Consider the following 19,323-nt stretch of genomic DNA (forward strand, 5'->3'; position numbering starts at 1 on the left):
AGATCAAGCTGCTGTGGTAAATATCTTTTATCCCAACCACCTAGTTTAGTATATCAACCGGCGCATCTATTATTTCAACCCTTAATTTAAGTTATATCCCGGTTCAGATAAAGATTGGAGGCATAGAGATAATAAAATTCTGGTTTGCAAAGGCAGGCTGCACCTTTGGAATAATCAATCACAAATCAGAAAACTATGAACGCTACGCAGCACCAGCCTACCTTATTCCGGAAAACAATATACTTACTTTTACTCCTGCTCCTGGCTACTGCCGCTGCTTTTGCCCAAGGCGGTACCTCAGTAAGTGGCAGGGTTACGGCAGCCGGTAATCAGAAGCCACTTAGTTTTGCCACTGTGGCACTCCTTCACCTCCCCGATTCTGCTGCCACGGCTGCTACTGTTACAGACGCAGATGGCACCTATACCTTCACAAACATTTTGCCGGGCACTTACCTGGTAAAGGCCATGTTAGTGAGCTACACCTCAAGGCTAAGCGCACCATTCTCGGTAAAACAGCAGGCGGTACAGGTGCCTGCACTGGCGCTGCAGGAGGCAAGCACTATTTTGGGCGAAGTGGAGGTAACAGGTCGCAAACCGGTTGTGGAGCAGCTCGCTGATCGGCTGGTGATGAACGTGGAGCAACTGAACACCGCAGGCGATAATGCTCTGGAAGTACTTACAAAAGCGCCTGGCGTGCAACTCGACAAGGATGAGAACATTTTGTACAGGGGCAGCAGCAGTGTGCAGGTGATGCTCAATGGCCGGACGACGTACATGAACGGTGCTGAATTGCAGGCTTACCTGAAGTCATTGCCTGCCTCGGCAGTTAGCAAGATTGAGTTAATTTCTAACCCTCCTGCCGCCTTTGATGCTGCAGGCACGGCAGGCATTATCAACATAAAACTGAAGCGCGACGAAACGCAAGGCACCAACGGCACCGTAAACTTAGGTCTCGGCTATGGTCGCTACGAGAAAGCGTTTGGCGGCCTAAACCTGAACTATAACACTGGCAAGCTGCGCCTGAACACACGCCTAAACGGGGGCCATTACAACTCCTACAACCGCTTTACCTCCGCTCGCAATATCAACGACACGCTTTTTCAGCAAGAGAATTATTGGCAGCCTACTACGCGTAGTATCAATTTCGCAGCCGGTGCCGATTATCTTCTGCACAACAAGCACACCATTGGCATTATGCTGAAAGGGCACGACTCCCCTTACGAGGCCATGACAACCAGCGAAACGAACAGCTTTGATACGCAAGGCAGCCTTTTTGGCCGGGTAAACCTGGTAAACCCTAAAATAAACCAAGACCGGAACCTTGGCCTGAACCTGAATTACCGCTTCGAGATAGACAGCACGGGCCGTACCCTCAGCCTGGATGCCGATTATGTGCGCACCTACAACAGCATGGATGAAATTTTTACGAATACCTATTTTAGCCAGGCAGGCGACCTGCAACGGGCACCAGAGCTGCTGCGCAGCAGCAGTCAGGCCGCCATTACGATCTATGCCTTAAAGGCTGATTATGTGCACCCACTTGGCAATGGCTGGCGCGCTGAAACCGGCTGGAAAAGTAGCTGGGTCCGCAACGACAGCAATATTCTTTTTGAACTGCTGCAGGAAGACCAATGGGTAAATGACCCTCGCCGCACCAATCACTTTATATTTGACGAGAATATAAACGCTGCTTACCTAAGCCTCGATAAAAAATTGAATAAAAAACTGACACTAAAGGCAGGTTTGCGGGGTGAACAAACAATTTCTAAAGGAAAATCAGAGAGTGCAGGCGATGAGGTGGACCGAAATTTTGTGCAGCTGTTCCCAAGTTTGTTTGCCGGCTATTCACTTAATGCCGACAACCAGTTTTCAATATCTTACAGCCGCCGGGTAGGTCGCCCCACATATCGGAACCTGAACCCCTTTATTTTTTACACCGACCGCTTTTTCGGCATACAAGGCAATCCGTTTCTGCTGCCTTCATACTCCAACTCGCTGCAGGCTGGCTTTACGCACAAAAACTTCCAAGTTCTAAGCTTGAGTTACCTGCAGATAAACGACCTGATAATGGAGGTTGTGGAGCAAAACGACGAGACAAAAGAGAGCATTAGCACCCCACAAAACCTCAACAACTCTAGCACATTTACATTGAGCAGTGGCGGCACCCTGCCATTATCCGACTGGTGGAGCGCCACTATTCAGCTACAGGGCACATACACAAAAATAAATACTCCTCTACAAGGCGAGTCGTTCCGCAACAGCCAATACAGCTGGTCAGGCAACCTGGATCAGAACTTTACTCTGCCCAAGGATTACACCCTTCAGCTAACAGGCTTTTACCAGGCTCCTACCATCCATGGCCTGTTTAACACCAGATCCGCTTCCTCTATAGATGTAGGTGTAAAAAAAACTATCTGGAACGATAAGGCCACTCTGAGTCTGAAAATGCGCGACATGTTTAATAACAGTTGGTTCCGCAGTACCTTGGCCTATGGAAATGTGGACATGGTATGGCAAAACGAATGGGAAAGCCGCCGCATCACCCTCACCTTCGACTATAAATTTGGAAACCGAAAAATAAAAACAGTACGCAACCGTAAAACCGGAGCGGCCGAAGAAGAAGATCGTTTGTAACTCCTGCTTTTAATTAAAAAATGTTATTTTATAATTTTTAAACTATTATAAAAAAAACTTTAAATCAGCCCAAACAATTGACTTTTAAACCGTAAAAGGATTCATAGTTTAAACATTCACCAAATACTATTTTTCAATATTCCTTTACAGATATTCCTGCCAAAATTCCAAGCTTATGAAAACAATCTTTAACTCAACTGTGGCGACAGCTGTTGCCTGTCTTGCCTTATTTAGCTGTAACCAACAAGACGAAGAACTGTCGCCAAACGAATCTTTAAAAGTATCGCAACAGTCGGATTTGATTGGCTATGACCCTACCACCTGTAACTTAATACAGTCATTCGGAACGGGGGACTTGCCACGAGCTGTCGATGTAATTGAAGAAGACAGAGCCATTTTTACCGTTAAGGCACAACGCAGAGGGCACAACGGGAAGTACGAAAACGAAACTTCTGCTGTGCTGCTCGACCCGCGAGACCCTGCCACCAACTTGCTGAACCCTTTCGATACGCAAATGGCAGGCGTATATGGCTTGCTGACAGTAGGCGATAAATCAGGGCTGGCAGCCAACCAAACAGGTGGCCGTGTTGTCATGGATTTTACTCCGGTGAAGTCAGTGACCATGAAAACGCTAGTTGTTGCAGATATTGACGAATCTGAAGCTGGTTCTAAAGTGGAGCTTTTCAGCAGCACAGGACAGCTACTAGATGAAAAGCTACTTCCTATAACAGGAGATAAAGGATTAGGTTTTGTATCGTTCGACAATATACCAGGTGTAGCCAAAGTTGTGGTTACCTTTGGGAATGAGCGTCAGCGTTCCGGGTCGGGTGCTATTGCCCGTCTGCAACTTTGCATTGAAGGCGAAGGCGTAGATAACTTTTGCTACCAGAGTATAAATTCTGTTTGGATGCAATACACTGGCTCTAACCCAGCTAACATTACTGTAAAAGCAAAAGAAGGCTCTAGCTCTAAAGTTGTTTACGCTGGAAAAGGTGTAAAGCCAGGCACTATGTTTAAGCTGGAAAATGCGGAAGGTTTAGGCGAATCGCTGCTTGTAACCACGCAACGCAAAACTGCCGAAACTATTCCATTGGAATGCAACGGTCCAACTTCGCTGAAAAAGCAATATGGCAACTTTAAGCTTATAGAAGTTAGATCCAGCGCCAGCATGCCACTGAAGCTACAGGATTAGCTTCAACTTCATTAGATAAGAAAAAAGGGGAGCGATACCAAGGGTATCGCTCCCCTTTTTTCTTATCCGTTCTTCAAGTGTCTGACAGGTTAAAGCCATAAGGGCAATCACCTGTTCGCCTTTAAATGCCTGATCCACCTCGATGGCCAGGCATTGCCGGCTAAAATTATTCACTCCAGTTAAACTGCGGAACTTGCGGCCGCAGGTAGTAAGTTGACCTTTAGCTGTTGTTAGTGGCTGGCGCTTTTATTCTTCTACTACTTTTATCACAACATTGCCTGTTTTTTGACCTGTTTCAACATACCTGTATGCCTCAACAATTTGATCCAACTTATAGTAGCTATCAATAACAGGTTTGTACTCCCCTTTTTCAGCAAGTTCTTTCAAGAAAATAACATCAGCTTTATTGATGGTAGGAATTGGGAAAAGAACTTTCTTGCCTTTCCACATAGGAGTGGTGAGTGCATAAAAAATATTCTCAGCATTCTTACCTAATTCTGTTGAAATATAAACTCCACTCTCGGTTAGCAAAGGCTTACACTCCCGAAATGAACTTTTGCCAACAGCATCGAGAATGAAATGAAACTTAGTATTGGTCTTTGTGAAATCCTGTGTTTGATAATCGATTACCGTGTCTGCACCAAGGGATTTTACAAGGGCTACATTTTTAGTGTTACAAACAGCCGTTACTTTGGCTCCCAGGTGTTTTAAGAGTTGAACAGCGGCAGAGCCAATTGCCCCTGTTGCTCCGTACACCAGCGCATGTTGTCCGCTCTTTATTTTGGAAGCCCTAATATTATTTAAGGCATAATGTGCCCCTTCGGTTAATGGAGCGGCTTCATAAAAGGTTAAGTTCCCGGGTAAAGTCGCAATGGCATCGTCTTCAGACATGGTTAAATACTCTCCGTGTCCGCCACAGGTTTTATCATTATAGCCAAATACTCTATCTCCCCTTTTGAAGGTTTTTACATCCTTGCCGATCTCTTCTATTGTGCCGGCGAACTCACAACCTAGTATGGGATACTTGGGCCGTATAAGACCACTCCAGAATCGGGAAATAAAATAATTGGCACTACGAAAACCCGAGTCTGTCCGGTTTACTGTAGAGGCACAAACTTTCATTAATACCTCATTATCTTTTGGAATAGGTTTAGAAACCTCCATGAGTTTGGCAACTTCCGGAAGCCCATATTTTGTATATACAACAGCCTTCATTTCTTTATTATATTTTGTGGTTATATACTCTTACCACTAACGGGTTGTATAAACTGTGGTAAGGCATAGTCTATACCAACTGTTAGCTGATCGTAATCTTATTTATATACCAAACTGTCTTAAATGATGGTCAGAATGTTTGAAAACTAAAATGCCAATCTGATCCTTCGTCATTTTTCCAAAAAAATCGTGTACAAAGCCTGGGTTATGGTAGTTTTCATAATCCATCGTTAATGAAATCCATTTCAGTTTTTCTGCTTCCAGGTCTCCACTTGTTTCTTTCACTTTGAATGGGGAGGAAGTAGGAATATTCTTATCAAAAGCTTTTTCATCCTTTATCATCTTTCTCAATGCTAATTTCCCAAATACTTTACCCAGAAAAGCTTGGTGATAGGTGTGATTGCCCTTTCCCAAAATCCAACCGTTCCAGTAAGTATTGTGCTTAACCATTTGAAAAACATTCATCTTGCCCCATTGGACGCTGCTGTTATCATTTAATAAAGTAATTCTGTCAATCAGTTCAACTCTGGTTGGTTTGTCAAATATTGTCTTCATAATTCTCCATTGTTTTCTATAAACCGGTGTAAACTCCTGGTGTTAAAACCTGTTTGGTTAATATTTTCTACACAAATTACGGACAATGTAAAGGACGCGAAGGGGGCTTAAGTTGACAATTTCAGGGGGGAATGCGACAGTGGCTCCTCTTTGTTTTATCTTGAAGAATGTAGTTTGGCAATGACCGCTAACGTTTAGTACAGATTATGAACAAAGCATAGCAGACTTTAAGCCTGTGCCTTGTTGTACACTGTTGTTCTTTCACTTATAAGTGCTATTAAGTCTGTCAGGTGGGTATAAACTACAATCGGCACAACGACAGCTGGAAGGAGAATAAACGGGAAATAATTTATGGCTCTATTTGGCTGCTCAAATCCAAATTGTTGAAAAGGCAATTCTGATGACAGAATACCATTGAACAAAATGAAAAGAACCAAGCCTAATGCCAAAGCATTCCAAGCAATCAGCATAATGTTGCTTGCTTTTTTAGCAACAATCAATACGCCGACAATTGGTGCTGTTAACCCTGCTGCTATATCAAAATTTCTTCCTTCAAAAGTCATCAGTTCTGGTATCATTCTATACATGAAGAGGTAAAACAGAACGATTTCTACTGGTACTCTTACAGTATGAAGCATAGTGCTTAATGTTCGATTTCTATTTTTTAACAGCTTATTACGGTACTTAGGCAATAGCCCAACTACGATCAGGATGGTGGCTGGTAATAGTACCAAAGCAAACCTTGGAGGAAGAGAGTCAGTAACTTGATAAAATCCTGTGATGGCTAAAAATGATTGCAAAGCGCTCCAAAGAATGAGTCCGGCAAGCAGGTTTTTCCTCTTACCATTCGCATAATAAAACAATACAACTGTTGCTACCACTGTCAGCAGAAACAACACATTCACCCAGTTAGGCAATTCTTCTATCATTTTGTTGTTATTAATAGTGTACAACTGCTTGTATAAAAGCCGAACAGGGCGTAGCCGAAGGATAACTTTTGGGCCTTGTTAGGGGAAGAAATTCTTATTTTAGCTTAAAGTGGTATTGTTTTGTTCTCCTTTTGCTATCTCTTTTATCTTGATCCGATATATTGCCTTACTTCAAGAATGTAATAAATATGACCCCTAAGAAACCAGTAAGTTAGAGTCCGAAGAGTACGGCAATAAAACTCGATGATAGAAGCTTACTTCATTACTATAGCTTCCTTCATACTTTTCTATCAGCACTTTATTGGTTAGTTTTCTCTTTCTATACCCTATGAACAGGTACAGCCTGCCAAATTCAGCCTGTATAATATCAAAAATTAAAGCTCCATTTCTTCTATAATTGTATTCACCCCTGACCTACTTGTGTAAACGGCGACAAAGTCCGTCAGCCGAAGCCGACGTTTACACAAGTAGGTTAGCAAATGGTATTTTTAATTATTAACCATTGGGGGAAACTTATCATCTTTATTCCTTAAGTCCAGTCCACCTTCATAAACCGATTTTAAGTTAGTCAAATAGAAAGACCATCCATTGGAGCAACCCAAGCGGACATATTGTTTAGAATTATTATCTAATGGGATATTATGATGTCGTAGCGTAACTAGAACATAATCGTCTATTTCCTCAAGGTTTACATCCACCAGGCATTCGCCTTCAAAAGTAAACTGAATATAATCTTTCCCATTTACACTTGTAAACCTACCTTTCATAGGTTCATCATACAAATACCACAACCACTCATAGTGAGTGTTTTCTAAAACATTAGCATTGTATTCGATTGATGTTTCATCAGAATGGTAGAAATTAACTTTCTTCAAGAACCATTTTTCCAATTCACTGGCTTTCGTCCAAGCATCATAAATTTGCGATAAACTAGATTTAACTGCTATTCGCTTCGTAAAGGAAGTCCAGTCAAAATTTTCCATATTTATTTTTTACTTGTTGGTGACGTTCTCGGGTATGAAATATAGGTGGCTTCGAAGGTGCGTACTTATTCCCTTAGACAAGTTTACTAAGAACCCACTACTTATATAAGTATTGACCGCCCCATATTTTATACATATTGCTGGATGTTTGTTATTTTATCTCCATCATCATATAAACTGAGCTTGAAGGACAGATTTCTAAAAATTCCTTAGAGTTTAAAATAGCCTTAGGTGCATTTGTTCGCTCTGAATACTTAAACCCCTTTTTTGCAAAATATTTGTCAGCGGTAGTTGTTAAGAGATGTAATTTAGTTATTCCTTCGTTTTTACATTTGCTTATCAGTTCATTCAATAGCTTTTTCCCAATTCCTGTGTTCTTGTATTCATCACCTACCGCCAACGAACGCAAAAGCCCGTCTTCACCGTATTTTTCAATCCCAATACAACCTACTAAAGCCTCATTCGACTTAAAAGTTATGAACTCAACTTTTGAAGAAATAATGTCTTCATAGGGAAGGTTATTGGTTTTTAGCAGTTTCTCAATCTTATCGATTTCAGTATTTTCATTCATTTCCACTACTTAGAAATTAGTTATCAATAACAGCCAACATTACTCGTGCAGCCAACGGGTGAGGCATTAGCCGAATATGATGCCTGTGCTTTGTTGTGTGCTGGCTTTCATTATTCTTCAAAGTTGTCGTAATAGGTAAAGTCTTTAGTAATTTTACCATTTTCGATTGTGAAGATCGTGCAGATGGGGAGTTTAAATTCAGACCCATCTGGTGCTGTTCCGCTCGATACAAATTCCACAATAACGTGCTTCTCTCCTGAAGGGTATATCTGAATGACGTTGTCATTTAAGTCGGGAAAGACTTCATTTAGTTCACTGTACTTTTGGACAGTCTGTTCACGTGTCTGCGTTACAATTCCTTTACCGAGTGATGGGTCTTTAAACTCTGCTGTTTCTGTATACATTTCTGCCATCTTCTCCCAATCGTGGTTGTTGAAGTGCGCAAAATACTGATTTACTAATTCTATGTTTTTTGAATTCATTGTCTTTTGGTTTTGGGTGCTACAAGCTATCGCTATTAAAAAGATAGATAGTAATAGGAGGTGTCTTTTCACTGCTCATTTAGCTTAAACATAGTTATGAGAGGTTTTTCGTTTTTTCAATAATTAAGTTTTCACACAACGGTTTAGTATTACCGATGGACGAGGATTTTCAGCATTACAATTAAATAGAATTACAAATGGTCAATTACTTCCGTATGCCCAATAGTATTGCGTTAGTTCCGCTTTTGGCAATACCTTGTTAGCTTAAGTGCTCATTTTTGCTATTCAAATAGTTACAGAATATGTTGTTGCCATCATTCTTCAGCTATTGGTTCAAAAGGTGCTAACCCTTGATAATACTGTCGAAGTAAAAACCTGTACGGATCTATACCATGGTGAAAATATTTTGGAGCCTTCTTATAGTAGCTCCAATAAGCATCATTGGTAGATAAGGTAATCGGAACGCCCGGACGAGCAAAGTAGGTAGTTTTTACTTTCTCAGGTAATTCCATTTCTGGTAATGATTGATGGATGAAGTTTCCTACATATTTTCCCAAGTATTTTTGGTAGGCTTCGGATGATTTTTCAGCCCGTTTTTTCATTTTGTTGAAAGCTCTTTTAAAGAAAATACTTTCAAGCAAGGGCAAATCGTTGAATCGCTTCATTAAGTTAATAATTGGGTTAGGGTCATTCATATCAATGACTATTTGTTGTGTAGTGAAAGGTATTTCAGGAACTGGGTCGGCTGTGTTTACTATACTAAAGCTCCAAAGCGAAAGATTGGCATTGTCGTAGTCATACGCAAAATACATATTGCCCATTTTAGGCGGTGCGCTGGCATACGATTTTATGATGATATCTTTGTAAACGCCTTTTGCTCTCAACTGCATCAGCCAGGCACTGAAATAATAACATAATGCTCCTCCCTGCGAATGTCCGCCAACTAGAAATTTGCGATACCCTTTGAAGTAAAGCTCATTGATTTTTGGTTGGATATCATCGGCCAGATAAGCAAAACCTATTAAAAATCCTGCGTGTACGGCTGCTCTTGGGTCTGTGGCAAGCTGGTATTCAAATGATTTATTTTTACTTAGTTTTACAAAGCCATTAGCAGGTACCATTGCACAATAAAAATCTTCCAAGTAAGATTGGATTGTTGCAGTAGTGCCGCGAAGCATTATGACAACAGTTGAATCCTCTCTTAACCAAATATCACTCGAATTATCTAACCCCACACTTGGAGAACGGTAGTGAATAGTATAACCATCCAGAAAGCCAGGGAACTTGTTAGCTTTTACTGTGTCCAAAAAAGCAAAATTCAGCTTAAAAATATCTTCACATTCTTGTGCATTAAAACCCGGCTTTAATTGGAATGCTCTTGCATAGGTATGTGAGTAAAAAAGGATAAACGAAATGATGAATAATATGCTTAGCAGATGATGTGTTGGGGGATTTGACTTAAATATTCTCATCATATATAGACCCATATTTGACTTTTAGATAGGATAGTTAATTTTAAAATTATGTCAAAGCCTAATGTTTATGTAGAATGTGGTCCAAGGATTACAGCTAACGGTACTAGGATATGCGACTTGCGAGGCTTTAGCCGAAGCATGAAGTTTATACTTGGTTAGGCTAATTTGTTTTTAGTCTTTGTACCCTTTTTCATAATGATAATGGTCCATAGAAGCTGATGTGAAATCTCCTATAAAGTCAGGGTCATCAACTTTTACTTTTAGCTTTTCGGGCTTCATGTTTACCATATTATTTTGAATTGCTCAATCGAGAGTTCCTTGATTTACTGGATATTTGGTGAGGGTTCCTGTCAACTTATTTTTTGCTATCAATTTCTCAGCAAGGTTCAAATTTTCAAAGATACCCCCAGGTAATCCTTTGTTTGTTACGTTAAAAACCCAAACACTTTTAATAATGTCTGTAATTGAATTATCAAACTGACTTTCTTTCGACATATATTCTATAATAGCCCGTTAGTATTTTTAAAATCCTTTTTTAAGCTTAAAAAGCTAAAGAGTTATTCTTGTATTTTGAAACAGCGGCAGTCAGTTTAATCCAATATTCACTTTCAATACTTATCAACTTAGCCTAACGTACTGGTACATGAGGTGAGCAAGGCGTCAGCCGCAGCTTTGCTCATGTACCAGTACGTTAGGCTACGATATTCTATTTTTCTTCTTCTAAAAACATCACATCTGGTCGGGCTTCTCTGCGCCATTTTTCACCATACTTCTTGTCCAGATAGCTGAATACTATCTTGTTATATTCTTCTATGCATTCGTATGCAGGTGGAGTACATCCAAAGTCGAAGTACTGCACTTTATACTTTTGCTCAAACTTATGCTGATTTTTAAAGACCACAGGTGCAATGCTTCCAACCAAGAGCAGCTTTGGCTCACCGCTCTTGATGTCCACTTCGGCTTTACTTTTGTCATAGGAGCAGTTAGCTTCAATTGTAATTTTAAGCCCAGTTAATGGCGCTGATGCTACATTTATTGCTGTATCAGTCTCACCATAGCCAAAGTATTGGGTAATCAGGTGGTATTTCCCTTCTGGAACTTCACCAAATCGGAAATAACCCATGCTATCTGTAACAGTTCCAATATTCTTGTGCTTTAGGGAAACATACACATCAGCCAAAGGCTTCTTATTCACTCCTGATACAATTCTACCTTCTATATAAGTCTTTGCTCGATTTTCTGTTTGACAGAATGAATCAAGGTTGGTTGTGAGAAAGAGTAGTATCAGGAAAACTGTTTTCATAATTTTATTTAAGCCTAACGTTACTCGTGCAGCCGATGGGCGAGGCGGAGCCGAGCATAAGGGCTGAACTTTGTTGGCAATAGTAATTTTACCTTTTTCTTTCTACTAGCAAATTCAACAGGAGATAATTCAATGGTATAAAAGCTCCTGCCAAGATGATTATCATAAAGCCAAAGGCAATATCCCATTTGAGTATCTCTACATAAAAATAAATTTCCGCAGCCAAAAGGACCAAGTTCAATAATGAATACACCAGTACCTTCACATATTGCTTTCTTAATCTATAATAGCTGTAGAAAATTGTAGCAAGAACAGGTGGAATGGTAAAAGCTTCTACCCAACCTTCCATTGTACTCTCTGGTCCCATTCCAACTACTAAGCCTACGAATAGCAAGAGCATGAACAGAACTATAACCAAGGTTACCATATGAGAGACGACTACCAACACTTGCTGGGCAAAGCTATGGTGGCTTTGATGATCAGTTTCTATCATTCCCTTTTCTTTAACTTTTTATTTTTACCCAACTGCCGGCTAAACGACAACATACGCTTATCTGCACTATGTACGTAGTTGCTGGAGCTTGCTTTGGCGCTTGTTTGCTGGCTGGATCCTGTAGAATGGTATGATAGGCGCATGTTCATATATGTTTAAGCTAATATAAGTATTTGCTTAATATTATACAATAGGCTGACGATTTTATCCAAGGCATGGGTGGTAAAATGGGTATAGATCTCAGTAGTCTTGCTGCTTCGGTGGCCCAGCAGCACCTGGATGTAGCGCAGATCTGTTCCCTGCTCCAGTAGGTGGGTGGCAAAGGAGTGGTGCCGCGTATGTATGGGCATAGCGAGTACTTTCGCTCCGGCTTTCTCTTTGCTGGCCGAAACACATTGGGGATGCTCTCCACCGTATTCTCCCCCCCCCGTCTGTCCCTCAAAAAGCCACATCTTAGGCTTGTACCAGAGGCGGATAAAGTTCTTTCCCTCATGTTTTAAAAAGTTCAGGAAACGAACTGGGGTTTGGGTATGGCAAGGCATGATTGACAGAAGGTTACGAAGGCAAAGGTAAAGCCATCCTTTGCTCTACCCGCGTTACAACGCCAGTTTACTCGGATCTAAGCGGCTAATAACGCGGCTATGTCTATGGAAATCAATAAAATATGCAGGCAGCGCGGCAAAGCCATCGTTGGAAGGAGCGACAAGCCCGAGCATCGTTAGGCTGAGTGATAAGAGCGGGAACATCACCTGCTTGAGCCGCAATTATACAGGGATTATCGGAATGAGCCTTGAGCAGATTCAGAATAGGGAGTGGATGAAATGGGTGCACACTGACGACAGAAAGCTCGTGCAGGAAATGTAGCAAAAGTTTAAGCGACGGCAGGCAACGGACGAGGCCACTATCAGGTTAAAGCCAAAAGAGGCAAAAAGCTACCGCTGGTATCTTAGCCGTCCTGTATTGTTAAAGAATGCTGTGGGCAATTTAACTGGCTACTTAGGCCTGTGCACCTATATTGACAAGCAGAAGCGAAGTGAACTTGAGCTCAGGGAGATAGGCTGCATATGATGCCAGATGGTCTGGTTTTGGCATTTTCAGGGGGTGGGCGAATTGTCTGCGGGTTCCTGCATATTGCCCTGGATAAATAGTATATTAGTTTGTTGAATTCAGTTTAGCCAACACTCATTGGGCAGCTAAACTCAATAATTACTTTTATTCAGTAGTTGTGCGGCACTCTAAAAAACCAACACGAAAAATGAACTACCAAACATTTCAACCACATCTTGACTTACAATCAGTAGTGAAATGTTATTGGACTTTGGAGGTGCCTGCCGAAAACAACGCTGAAAAACAACGGATTGTTCCGGACGGCTGTATAGAAATGGCGTTTATTCTAGGAGACGACATTAAACGGTTTACATCCGGAACAGATTTTATGCTTCAACCTCGTGCAATGGTTCTCGGCCAGACTATTGACCCATTTTACATTCAGCCAGTCGGGTATGTAAACACTTTTGCTATTCGGTTTTATCCTTATGGTTTCGCAAACTTTATTAATACACCTGTCAAAAAATTGGCAAACAAAGAAACATCAATAGCCGAACTTTTTGGACAATCAACAGCCGATGAATTGGAGCAAAAAATCAATCACGCAACCGACACGCAACAACGAATCGGGATTATTGAAACATATCTGCTAAACAAACTAAACGAAAAGGCTACGATAGACAATATCGTAACATCAACCATTGATACACTGCTCGCAACAAGCGGAAGTATGCCAATAAACGCAATCCTTAAAGAAGATTTATCGAAACGCAGACAACTTGAAAGGAAATTTTTGAAGCACATCGGCATTAGTCCGAAACAATTGGGCAAAGTTATCCGACTTCAAACCGCTTTAAAACTGTTGCTAAACCAAAAGACAGAAACATTGACCCAAATCGCTTATGAAAGCGAATACTACGACCAAAACCACTTCATCAAAGACTTTAAGGAATTTACAGGCACTACGCCCAAAGATTTTTTAGCCGATGGTAAATTGATACTTTCTTCCCTTTTCTATGCGAAAGACTAAGCTGTCGCATTTTTACTATTTCAGCGTTTACGGACATCCTAACTTTGCTCCTTAAGCATATAAGGGGTGTAAAAATGAAAAGAACAACAATTGGCATCATAGTGATTTTTGCAATCTGGTTATCGTCTTGCAATAACACTACAGCTAAACAGGGCAACTCAAACAAAACGCTAAAAGCAAGTAATATGAAAAGTTATGTATCAATCTTTGAAATTCCGGCAACAGAAATCTCCAGAGCTGTTGATTTTTACCAGACAATTTTGGACATAAAAATTGAACAAATGGATATGCCGGATATGCAAATGGGAATTTTGCCATATGAAGGACAAATGGTAACGGGAGTGATAATCAAAGCGGAAGGATATAAACCTTCGGCTGACGGTGTAACCATATATCTAAATGGCGGAGACAATCTGCAGGTAATTCTTGATAAGGTTGAAAGAAACGGTGGAAAAATTCTTATACCAAAAACACTTCACGCAGACGAAAGTGGATATTTCGCATTATTTCTTGATTCTGAAGGGAATAAAATTGGACTTCATTCCCCAAACTAAAAGAAAAAGAGCGACCGCACATCATTGTATAAGAGCAATAGCAGTTTGGGTGCAAACTCAGACCGTTTTTGTGTTTATTTAAGTATATTGGTATCCGAAAAGTAAAGTGCGTTTTAATCCGCAACTGCTCTTATACTTGGACGTTATGTAGCGTTTATAATAAACAACGATATAGAATGTATCACCCAAGATTATATGGAGAGTTTTACGATATGGGCTTAAAGTATGGTAAGTTACTATACGAGAAAGCTGATTTCGTGATTCCAACAATTAGCAAACAAAAAATGGATTTTGGACTTGAATCGTATCAAGACCTAAAATCGTTCTTTCCTGAAGTTGTTGAAGAAATTGAGGGCTTCGCAAAAGGAATCAAAGACAAACCCGAAAAGTTAGGTGCATTTTTATTAAGTCTCGGAGTTTTTAATACAACAGGACAATGTAGTGTCTTTGCTTTTAAGAACGATGATTCCACAGTTATTGGTAGGAATTATGATATGCTGTTTGATTTTAAAAAATTCACAGAAAGTAGCTTAATAGCACCCAAAGATAAGTACGCTTACATAAGTCAATCAGATGTGTTCATTGGTCGCTCGGATGGAATCAACGAAAAAGGATTATCCGTTTCAATGTCGTTTGTCAACGGAACGGAAGTTCAGACAGGAATCAGTTTTCATTTTATAGTAAGAAAGGTCTTAGAAGATTGTGAGAATACTGAACAGGCGATAGAACTTATTCAAAAAGCCAAAGTGTCTACGGCGAACAATTTTTTGATTGCAGACCATAAGGGACAGATCGCAGTTGTAGAATCCGCACCTCAAAAAAGCATTGTAAGGCGTCCCGAAAAAAATGAACAATTTATCTTCATAACAAATGAATTTAAGACAAAGGAAATGCAAGCTTACGACCGTGGAGGAGTTGAATGGAGTAAAAGCACGGAAAGATATAAGGGCTTAAAAGATAGTTTAAAGTCCATTAATAAAATGGATTTGCAGATAGCCAAAGAAATTCTATCTGACAAATGTGTGTGTCTGGATTTAAAAAAAGAAAGATTCGGAACAATTTGGTCCGTAGTAGCAAATTTGAACGAACTGAAAATTGAACGAGCGGAGAACAAGCCAACAATAAAGAATTATAAATCGGAAACGAGGCTTGATTGGTGGCTGAAGAAAAACGCCACCTAACAGCAGCTACATTCGATGCAGGCTTTCCAGAGGCAACAAGAGGTAAATCAGGTATAAAGTAAGATTTGCTTAAGTCATGTTGTGCACATTATATTTGTAGTGAAAAATAATGTATATACACGTTAATTTATAACATGGAGTCAATAGAAGGTAAAAGTGCTCTGGTAACAGGTGCCGGTAAAGGTATTGGCAGAGCTATTGCAATTGCGCTGGCAAAAGAAGGTGTACACGTTGGACTTTTAGCCCGTACAAAAAGCCAGTTACAGGAAGTTGCTGCAGAAGTAGAAAAAGCTGGTGTTAAAGCCGTGGTAGTTACAGCCGATGTGGCTAACAGAGCAGAAGTTGAGGCTGCCGTTGCACAGGTACAGGAGCAGCTGGGTGCTATCGATATCCTGATAAACAATGCAGGAATTGGTGGGTTTGGCAAGTTCCTAGAACTAGCTCCAGAAGAGTGGGAACGTATTATACAGGTAAACCTAATGGGAGTATACTATGTCACTCGTGCAGCACTTCCAGCTATGATTGAGCGTCAGGCAGGAGATATAATCAATATCTCTTCTACAGCAGGACAACGAGGAGCAGCAATTACCAGCGCCTACAGTGCCTCAAAATTTGCCCTTATTGGACTTTCAGAATCGCTCATGCAGGAGGTTCGCAAGCACAACATTCGGGTTAGTACCTGGACACCAAGCACCGTGGCAACCGAGCTAGCGGTACAAAGTAAACTTACAGACGGCAACCCCGAAAAGGTAATGCAGCCGGAGGACTTGGCAGAACTGCTGATTTCGCAACTGAAGCTAAACCGCCGTTTTCTGCTGAAAGAGGTGTCTATGTGGTCTACTAATCCATAGCTGAGGTATAAAGAAGTATAAATTATTCCTAAAAATAAAAGGGACCTCTTGGGGTCTCTTTTATTTTTAGGAATAATTTATTAATCTGAATCAAATAAAAAGTTCGCGGCACAGATATATCAGGAAGCTCTTTCAATTCTTCTAATGAAATTGGCCTTCGGGAGGCAAAAATAGCTTGTAGAATCTTAGGCTGGCAAATAAGTTATAGGTTGCAGGCAGTATGGAAGGAATGGCTGATAGGGCAAACAGGGTTCCTTTCTCGGTTAAATCACACTTTAGATCTGAGGCCGCAAAGGCAGAGATTATGAATAGCTTTTTCAGGCACAGTCCAGCCTTTAGCAACTAGTGCTCAAAATCTTCTGAACAGCCTCCGGAAGGCTGCTTTTATTAGAAGAATTCCAGCCCGAAGTCTGCATTTACCTACCTGTAGTTGCTGCAACGGTATTACCTTTCTGGCATCTAAGAAGGTTCTGCCGGGAGGCAGTACCGGGAAGTGAAGACGCACAGAAGCACCAATAGCGATATAAAATGCTTTGGAGCTTCTGTTGTACAACACCAGTCAAGTCTAATTCTTCTAATAAAAATGCCCTTCCGGAGCTTGATTCGAAGTTCAATGCCTCAGGGTTTGTCCTCGTGAGGTTCCTCTTGTGGTAGTACCGCATTTAGGGGAGGCGCCTATCAATTCGGGTTGAGGTCTGCCAGTAAGGGCTTGGGAGCAGGAGATGCTGCATCCATATCGGCTGACGTTTGATTGACGCCTACCAGCGCTTTGCGCAGCTCTTTATATTTTTCCCAGTTAAACTTAGTCAGGAAGGTAGCGGCACCGCGTACGCCAAGTTCAAATAAGCGCCTTTTTTCTGTATCGGGCATGTTAAAGTCGAGCCAGTTAAAGGTGTCGGTATCGAGGCAGTGCACCAGGTGCTTGTAGTCGGGGTTACGAGCAATAAAGTCGAAATCGTGCGTCTGACGAGCCGAGTCGAAAATAGCTCCCAGCAGGTCGGGTACTTTCCGGATAATGCGTGGGTGGTGCCGGTCTACTCCCAGCTTCACACCAAAAGTGGGGGCGTTCGGCACCCGGTTATGATTATGAAAGAGGTCTATCGGGAAATTGGAATTAATACCGCCGTCTATAAAAAAGATTTCGTCGGGCACATTGCCGAAGTAACCAACGTTGCGCCATTTCTGTAGCTGCTTTTCGCCAAAAGGCAGATTCGTAATGCGGTACGGGTGGAAAAAGAGAGGGATGGACATAGAGGCTCGCACAAAATCGGCCGGGTTTACCTGGTCCGGGTTAGCCCAGTATAAGTCGGCCATCTCCGGAAAATTCACTTTGGTTTGAGTGGTGATGTCGGCAGCAACCAGGGCAAAACGGCCAATATCTTCGGAAGTATAGGGCTGGCCATCTCGGAGCTTGAGCAGGTCATTTCCCTGCTGGCGCATTTCCTTCAGTTTGGCCAGCGTATCTACGTTTTTGGTTTTGAGCAGCTCGGTCATCCACCCATGAAAATTATGGCCAGGGTTTAGTCCAAAGTCTTCCCGAATGTTGTCTATTACCTGTGCACCTTTCCAGGCCAGTTTGAGTGCGCGGCTTTTAGATGTAACCGCTTTTATAAAATCCTTGGCATCGGAGTCGCCATCTACAAAATCGTAGAAGTTTTTGCTGGCCAGAATCTCGAGTAGCCAATCGGTGCTTGGTTTATTTTTGGGGCCAGCCGCGGCCATAAGCAAGGCATTAATAGAACCTGCCGAGGTGCCGCCCAATTGCAGAAACCGGATTCCTACCTGTTCCAGGGTGTATACATAACCGACCAGCGCAATTCCGAGCATACCGCCGCCCTCCATCACCAGGTCTACATATTGATTACCTTCATCGTCTACAACATCCGAAAACTGTTTGTTTCTCAGGTTCTCCCGTAGGTCTTCCAGCTCTTTTTGCACCGAGCCATTATTGATGGTAAAATCTTCTGTTTTCATACGTTCTGCGGTTAAAGAACAACTCTCGAATACCAAATTATTGCCACTTGTTTATCAATTTCATATAGCATTTTCAGACCACGTTTGCACTGGCACTACATGGCTGGCTCTCCTTCCTCTCTATTAGCTTACAAACTATGATTTTATTCGGAGGAAGCTCAAACCTGGGCGCGTCATTCTGGCAATTACTGCCGGACTAAGGCAGCATGTGGGGAGCACTTTTAAAGGTACAGGCTGTAAGGCCTGAAAAAATAACAAAATGAAAACACGCAGCAGATACCAGTAAGCTTCATAGCCTGAAAAGGTTTGTCGGGTTGGTGGAAATGAGTTATAGCACTAGCCCCTGCTTAAAGAACTAGCCACAAAAATCGGATTGTCAGATAAAACGCGAGTAAGAAGGATAAGAAATTATTCTTCTGCAGGAGAGCGTCTTTTGGTGTGCGTGAACAGGTAAAAACTGTAGCCTTACCAACAGCTAATGCCGCAAGGTGATAACCTTGTGAAGATACACTGTATATATACAAAAAGCAAAATTTTACTTTAAGTATTTTTTAAGTAATTATTTATAGTTCAGGCCATTACACCCAACCATGCTATTACCTATTAGCACAACCAACAGCACTGGAATTTCTACTATTGCCACAGCCCGATTATTCCTTAAGATGCCATTACTTTTTTGCGCATACTCAAATAAAGGGTCACTCTTTATTAACATATAAAGGATCGACTCCGTAATTCCTGCATATACCTAATAGGTTATTATATCAGAACAGTTCCCTTCTCATTCCCTGGTTCCTATTCGAGTACCTGGTTGGGCATAAGCAGGAGCAGGACAAAGCACAAATCATTAATAC

At 41.4% G+C, this 19,323-nt stretch carries 18 protein-coding genes; 6 read left to right on the forward strand and 12 right to left on the reverse strand.

What is annotated here, in order from left to right:
• Nucleotides 1-195 precede the first annotated feature (195 nt).
• Both ACMA1I_RS05455 and ACMA1I_RS05460 read left to right on the forward strand, forming a co-directional pair.
• Nucleotides 196-2,634: an outer membrane beta-barrel family protein gene (locus ACMA1I_RS05455; RefSeq protein ID WP_337067280.1), complete on the forward strand. Its 2,439-nt coding sequence runs from the start codon at nt 196-198 to the stop codon at nt 2,632-2,634.
• 175 nt (nt 2,635-2,809) lie between these two features.
• Nucleotides 2,810-3,826: a hypothetical protein gene (locus ACMA1I_RS05460; protein WP_337067281.1), complete on the forward strand. Its 1,017-nt coding sequence runs from the start codon at nt 2,810-2,812 to the stop codon at nt 3,824-3,826.
• Nucleotides 3,827-4,072: 246 nt separating this feature from the next.
• On the opposite strand, the gene ACMA1I_RS05465 is transcribed toward ACMA1I_RS05460, so the two are convergent.
• The 11 genes from ACMA1I_RS05465 to ACMA1I_RS05515 form a co-directional block, all read right to left on the reverse strand.
• Nucleotides 4,073-5,041 (reverse strand): NAD(P)-dependent alcohol dehydrogenase, encoded by a 969-nt coding sequence (locus ACMA1I_RS05465; RefSeq protein ID WP_337067282.1) that lies wholly within the window; start codon nt 5,039-5,041, stop codon nt 4,073-4,075.
• Between the two features lie 102 nt (nt 5,042-5,143).
• Nucleotides 5,144-5,596 (reverse strand): DUF1569 domain-containing protein, encoded by a 453-nt coding sequence (locus ACMA1I_RS05470; RefSeq protein WP_337067283.1) that lies wholly within the window; start codon nt 5,594-5,596, stop codon nt 5,144-5,146.
• Nucleotides 5,597-5,823: 227 nt separating this feature from the next.
• Complete coding sequence (locus ACMA1I_RS05475) at nt 5,824-6,525, reverse strand: hypothetical protein (protein WP_337067284.1); 702 nt, start codon at nt 6,523-6,525, stop codon at nt 5,824-5,826.
• Nucleotides 6,526-7,013: 488 nt separating this feature from the next.
• Nucleotides 7,014-7,508, reverse strand: a complete 495-nt coding sequence (locus ACMA1I_RS05480; RefSeq protein WP_337067285.1) for an SRPBCC domain-containing protein — start codon at nt 7,506-7,508, stop codon at nt 7,014-7,016.
• Between the two features lie 151 nt (nt 7,509-7,659).
• On the reverse strand, nt 7,660-8,079 hold the full coding sequence (arsN2, locus tag ACMA1I_RS05485) for an arsenic resistance N-acetyltransferase ArsN2 (protein WP_337067286.1): 420 nt from the start codon (nt 8,077-8,079) through the stop codon (nt 7,660-7,662).
• A 110-nt stretch (nt 8,080-8,189) separates the two neighbouring features.
• A complete protein-coding gene (locus ACMA1I_RS05490) occupies nt 8,190-8,561 on the reverse strand; it encodes a nuclear transport factor 2 family protein (protein ID WP_337067287.1) in 372 nt (123 codons plus the stop codon).
• Between the two features lie 314 nt (nt 8,562-8,875).
• Complete coding sequence (locus tag ACMA1I_RS05495; protein WP_337067288.1) at nt 8,876-10,036, reverse strand: lipase family protein; 1,161 nt, start codon at nt 10,034-10,036, stop codon at nt 8,876-8,878.
• Between the two features lie 303 nt (nt 10,037-10,339).
• Nucleotides 10,340-10,531: a hypothetical protein gene (locus ACMA1I_RS05500; protein ID WP_337067289.1), complete on the reverse strand. Its 192-nt coding sequence runs from the start codon at nt 10,529-10,531 to the stop codon at nt 10,340-10,342.
• A gap of 211 nt (nt 10,532-10,742) precedes the next feature.
• Entirely contained in the window at nt 10,743-11,339 is a 597-nt protein-coding gene (locus ACMA1I_RS05505; RefSeq protein ID WP_337067290.1) for a carboxypeptidase-like regulatory domain-containing protein, read from the reverse strand.
• A gap of 88 nt (nt 11,340-11,427) precedes the next feature.
• Nucleotides 11,428-11,832 (reverse strand): hypothetical protein, encoded by a 405-nt coding sequence (locus tag ACMA1I_RS05510; RefSeq protein WP_337067291.1) that lies wholly within the window; start codon nt 11,830-11,832, stop codon nt 11,428-11,430.
• Between the two features lie 155 nt (nt 11,833-11,987).
• On the reverse strand, nt 11,988-12,374 hold the full coding sequence (locus ACMA1I_RS05515) for a tyrosine-type recombinase/integrase (protein ID WP_337067292.1): 387 nt from the start codon (nt 12,372-12,374) through the stop codon (nt 11,988-11,990).
• 713 nt (nt 12,375-13,087) lie between these two features.
• On the opposite strand from ACMA1I_RS05515, the gene ACMA1I_RS05520 reads away from it, so the two are divergent.
• The 4 genes from ACMA1I_RS05520 (at nt 13,088) to ACMA1I_RS05535 (ending at nt 16,495) form a co-directional block, all read left to right on the forward strand.
• Nucleotides 13,088-13,909 carry a helix-turn-helix domain-containing protein gene (locus ACMA1I_RS05520; protein WP_337067293.1) on the forward strand — a complete coding sequence of 274 codons (822 nt, stop codon included), beginning with the start codon at nt 13,088-13,090 and terminating at the stop codon, nt 13,907-13,909.
• Nucleotides 13,910-13,983: 74 nt separating this feature from the next.
• On the forward strand, nt 13,984-14,463 hold the full coding sequence (locus ACMA1I_RS05525; protein ID WP_337067294.1) for a VOC family protein: 480 nt from the start codon (nt 13,984-13,986) through the stop codon (nt 14,461-14,463).
• 176 nt (nt 14,464-14,639) lie between these two features.
• Complete coding sequence (locus ACMA1I_RS05530; RefSeq protein ID WP_337067295.1) at nt 14,640-15,644, forward strand: C45 family peptidase; 1,005 nt, start codon at nt 14,640-14,642, stop codon at nt 15,642-15,644.
• A 134-nt stretch (nt 15,645-15,778) separates the two neighbouring features.
• Complete coding sequence (locus tag ACMA1I_RS05535) at nt 15,779-16,495, forward strand: 3-ketoacyl-ACP reductase (RefSeq protein WP_337067296.1); 717 nt, start codon at nt 15,779-15,781, stop codon at nt 16,493-16,495.
• A 678-nt stretch (nt 16,496-17,173) separates the two neighbouring features.
• Here ACMA1I_RS05535 and ACMA1I_RS05540 read toward each other — a convergent pair.
• Nucleotides 17,174-18,469: a patatin-like phospholipase family protein gene (locus tag ACMA1I_RS05540; protein WP_337067297.1), complete on the reverse strand. Its 1,296-nt coding sequence runs from the start codon at nt 18,467-18,469 to the stop codon at nt 17,174-17,176.
• Nucleotides 18,470-19,323: the final 854 nt, after the last annotated feature.

It is taken from the genome of Pontibacter sp. 13R65, from assembly GCF_047525655.1.
Lineage (GTDB): Bacteria > Bacteroidota > Bacteroidia > Cytophagales > Hymenobacteraceae > Pontibacter.

Excerpts from the sequence above, each read along its gene's own strand:
- ACMA1I_RS05500 (WP_337067289.1), bottom strand. The coding sequence starts at position 10,531 with ATGTCGAAAGAAAGTCAGTTTGATAATTCAATTACAGACATTATTAAA.
- ACMA1I_RS05540 (WP_337067297.1), bottom strand. The coding sequence starts at position 18,469 with ATGAAAACAGAAGATTTTACCATCAATAATGGCTCGGTGCAAAAAGAG.
- arsN2 (WP_337067286.1), bottom strand. The coding sequence starts at position 8,079 with ATGAATGAAAATACTGAAATCGATAAGATTGAGAAACTGCTAAAAACC.
- ACMA1I_RS05475 (WP_337067284.1), bottom strand. The coding sequence starts at position 6,525 with ATGATAGAAGAATTGCCTAACTGGGTGAATGTGTTGTTTCTGCTGACA.
- ACMA1I_RS05465 (WP_337067282.1), bottom strand. The coding sequence starts at position 5,041 with ATGAAGGCTGTTGTATATACAAAATATGGGCTTCCGGAAGTTGCCAAA.
- ACMA1I_RS05525 (WP_337067294.1), top strand. The coding sequence starts at position 13,984 with ATGAAAAGAACAACAATTGGCATCATAGTGATTTTTGCAATCTGGTTA.
- ACMA1I_RS05480 (WP_337067285.1), bottom strand. The coding sequence starts at position 7,508 with ATGGAAAATTTTGACTGGACTTCCTTTACGAAGCGAATAGCAGTTAAA.
- ACMA1I_RS05530 (WP_337067295.1), top strand. The coding sequence starts at position 14,640 with ATGTATCACCCAAGATTATATGGAGAGTTTTACGATATGGGCTTAAAG.
- ACMA1I_RS05455 (WP_337067280.1), top strand. The coding sequence starts at position 196 with ATGAACGCTACGCAGCACCAGCCTACCTTATTCCGGAAAACAATATAC.
- ACMA1I_RS05505 (WP_337067290.1), bottom strand. The coding sequence starts at position 11,339 with ATGAAAACAGTTTTCCTGATACTACTCTTTCTCACAACCAACCTTGAT.
- ACMA1I_RS05470 (WP_337067283.1), bottom strand. The coding sequence starts at position 5,596 with ATGAAGACAATATTTGACAAACCAACCAGAGTTGAACTGATTGACAGA.
- ACMA1I_RS05515 (WP_337067292.1), bottom strand. The coding sequence starts at position 12,374 with ATGCCTTGCCATACCCAAACCCCAGTTCGTTTCCTGAACTTTTTAAAA.
- ACMA1I_RS05495 (WP_337067288.1), bottom strand. The coding sequence starts at position 10,036 with ATGATGAGAATATTTAAGTCAAATCCCCCAACACATCATCTGCTAAGC.
- ACMA1I_RS05510 (WP_337067291.1), bottom strand. The coding sequence starts at position 11,832 with ATGATAGAAACTGATCATCAAAGCCACCATAGCTTTGCCCAGCAAGTG.
- ACMA1I_RS05520 (WP_337067293.1), top strand. The coding sequence starts at position 13,088 with ATGAACTACCAAACATTTCAACCACATCTTGACTTACAATCAGTAGTG.
- ACMA1I_RS05490 (WP_337067287.1), bottom strand. The coding sequence starts at position 8,561 with ATGAATTCAAAAAACATAGAATTAGTAAATCAGTATTTTGCGCACTTC.
- ACMA1I_RS05460 (WP_337067281.1), top strand. The coding sequence starts at position 2,810 with ATGAAAACAATCTTTAACTCAACTGTGGCGACAGCTGTTGCCTGTCTT.
- ACMA1I_RS05535 (WP_337067296.1), top strand. The coding sequence starts at position 15,779 with ATGGAGTCAATAGAAGGTAAAAGTGCTCTGGTAACAGGTGCCGGTAAA.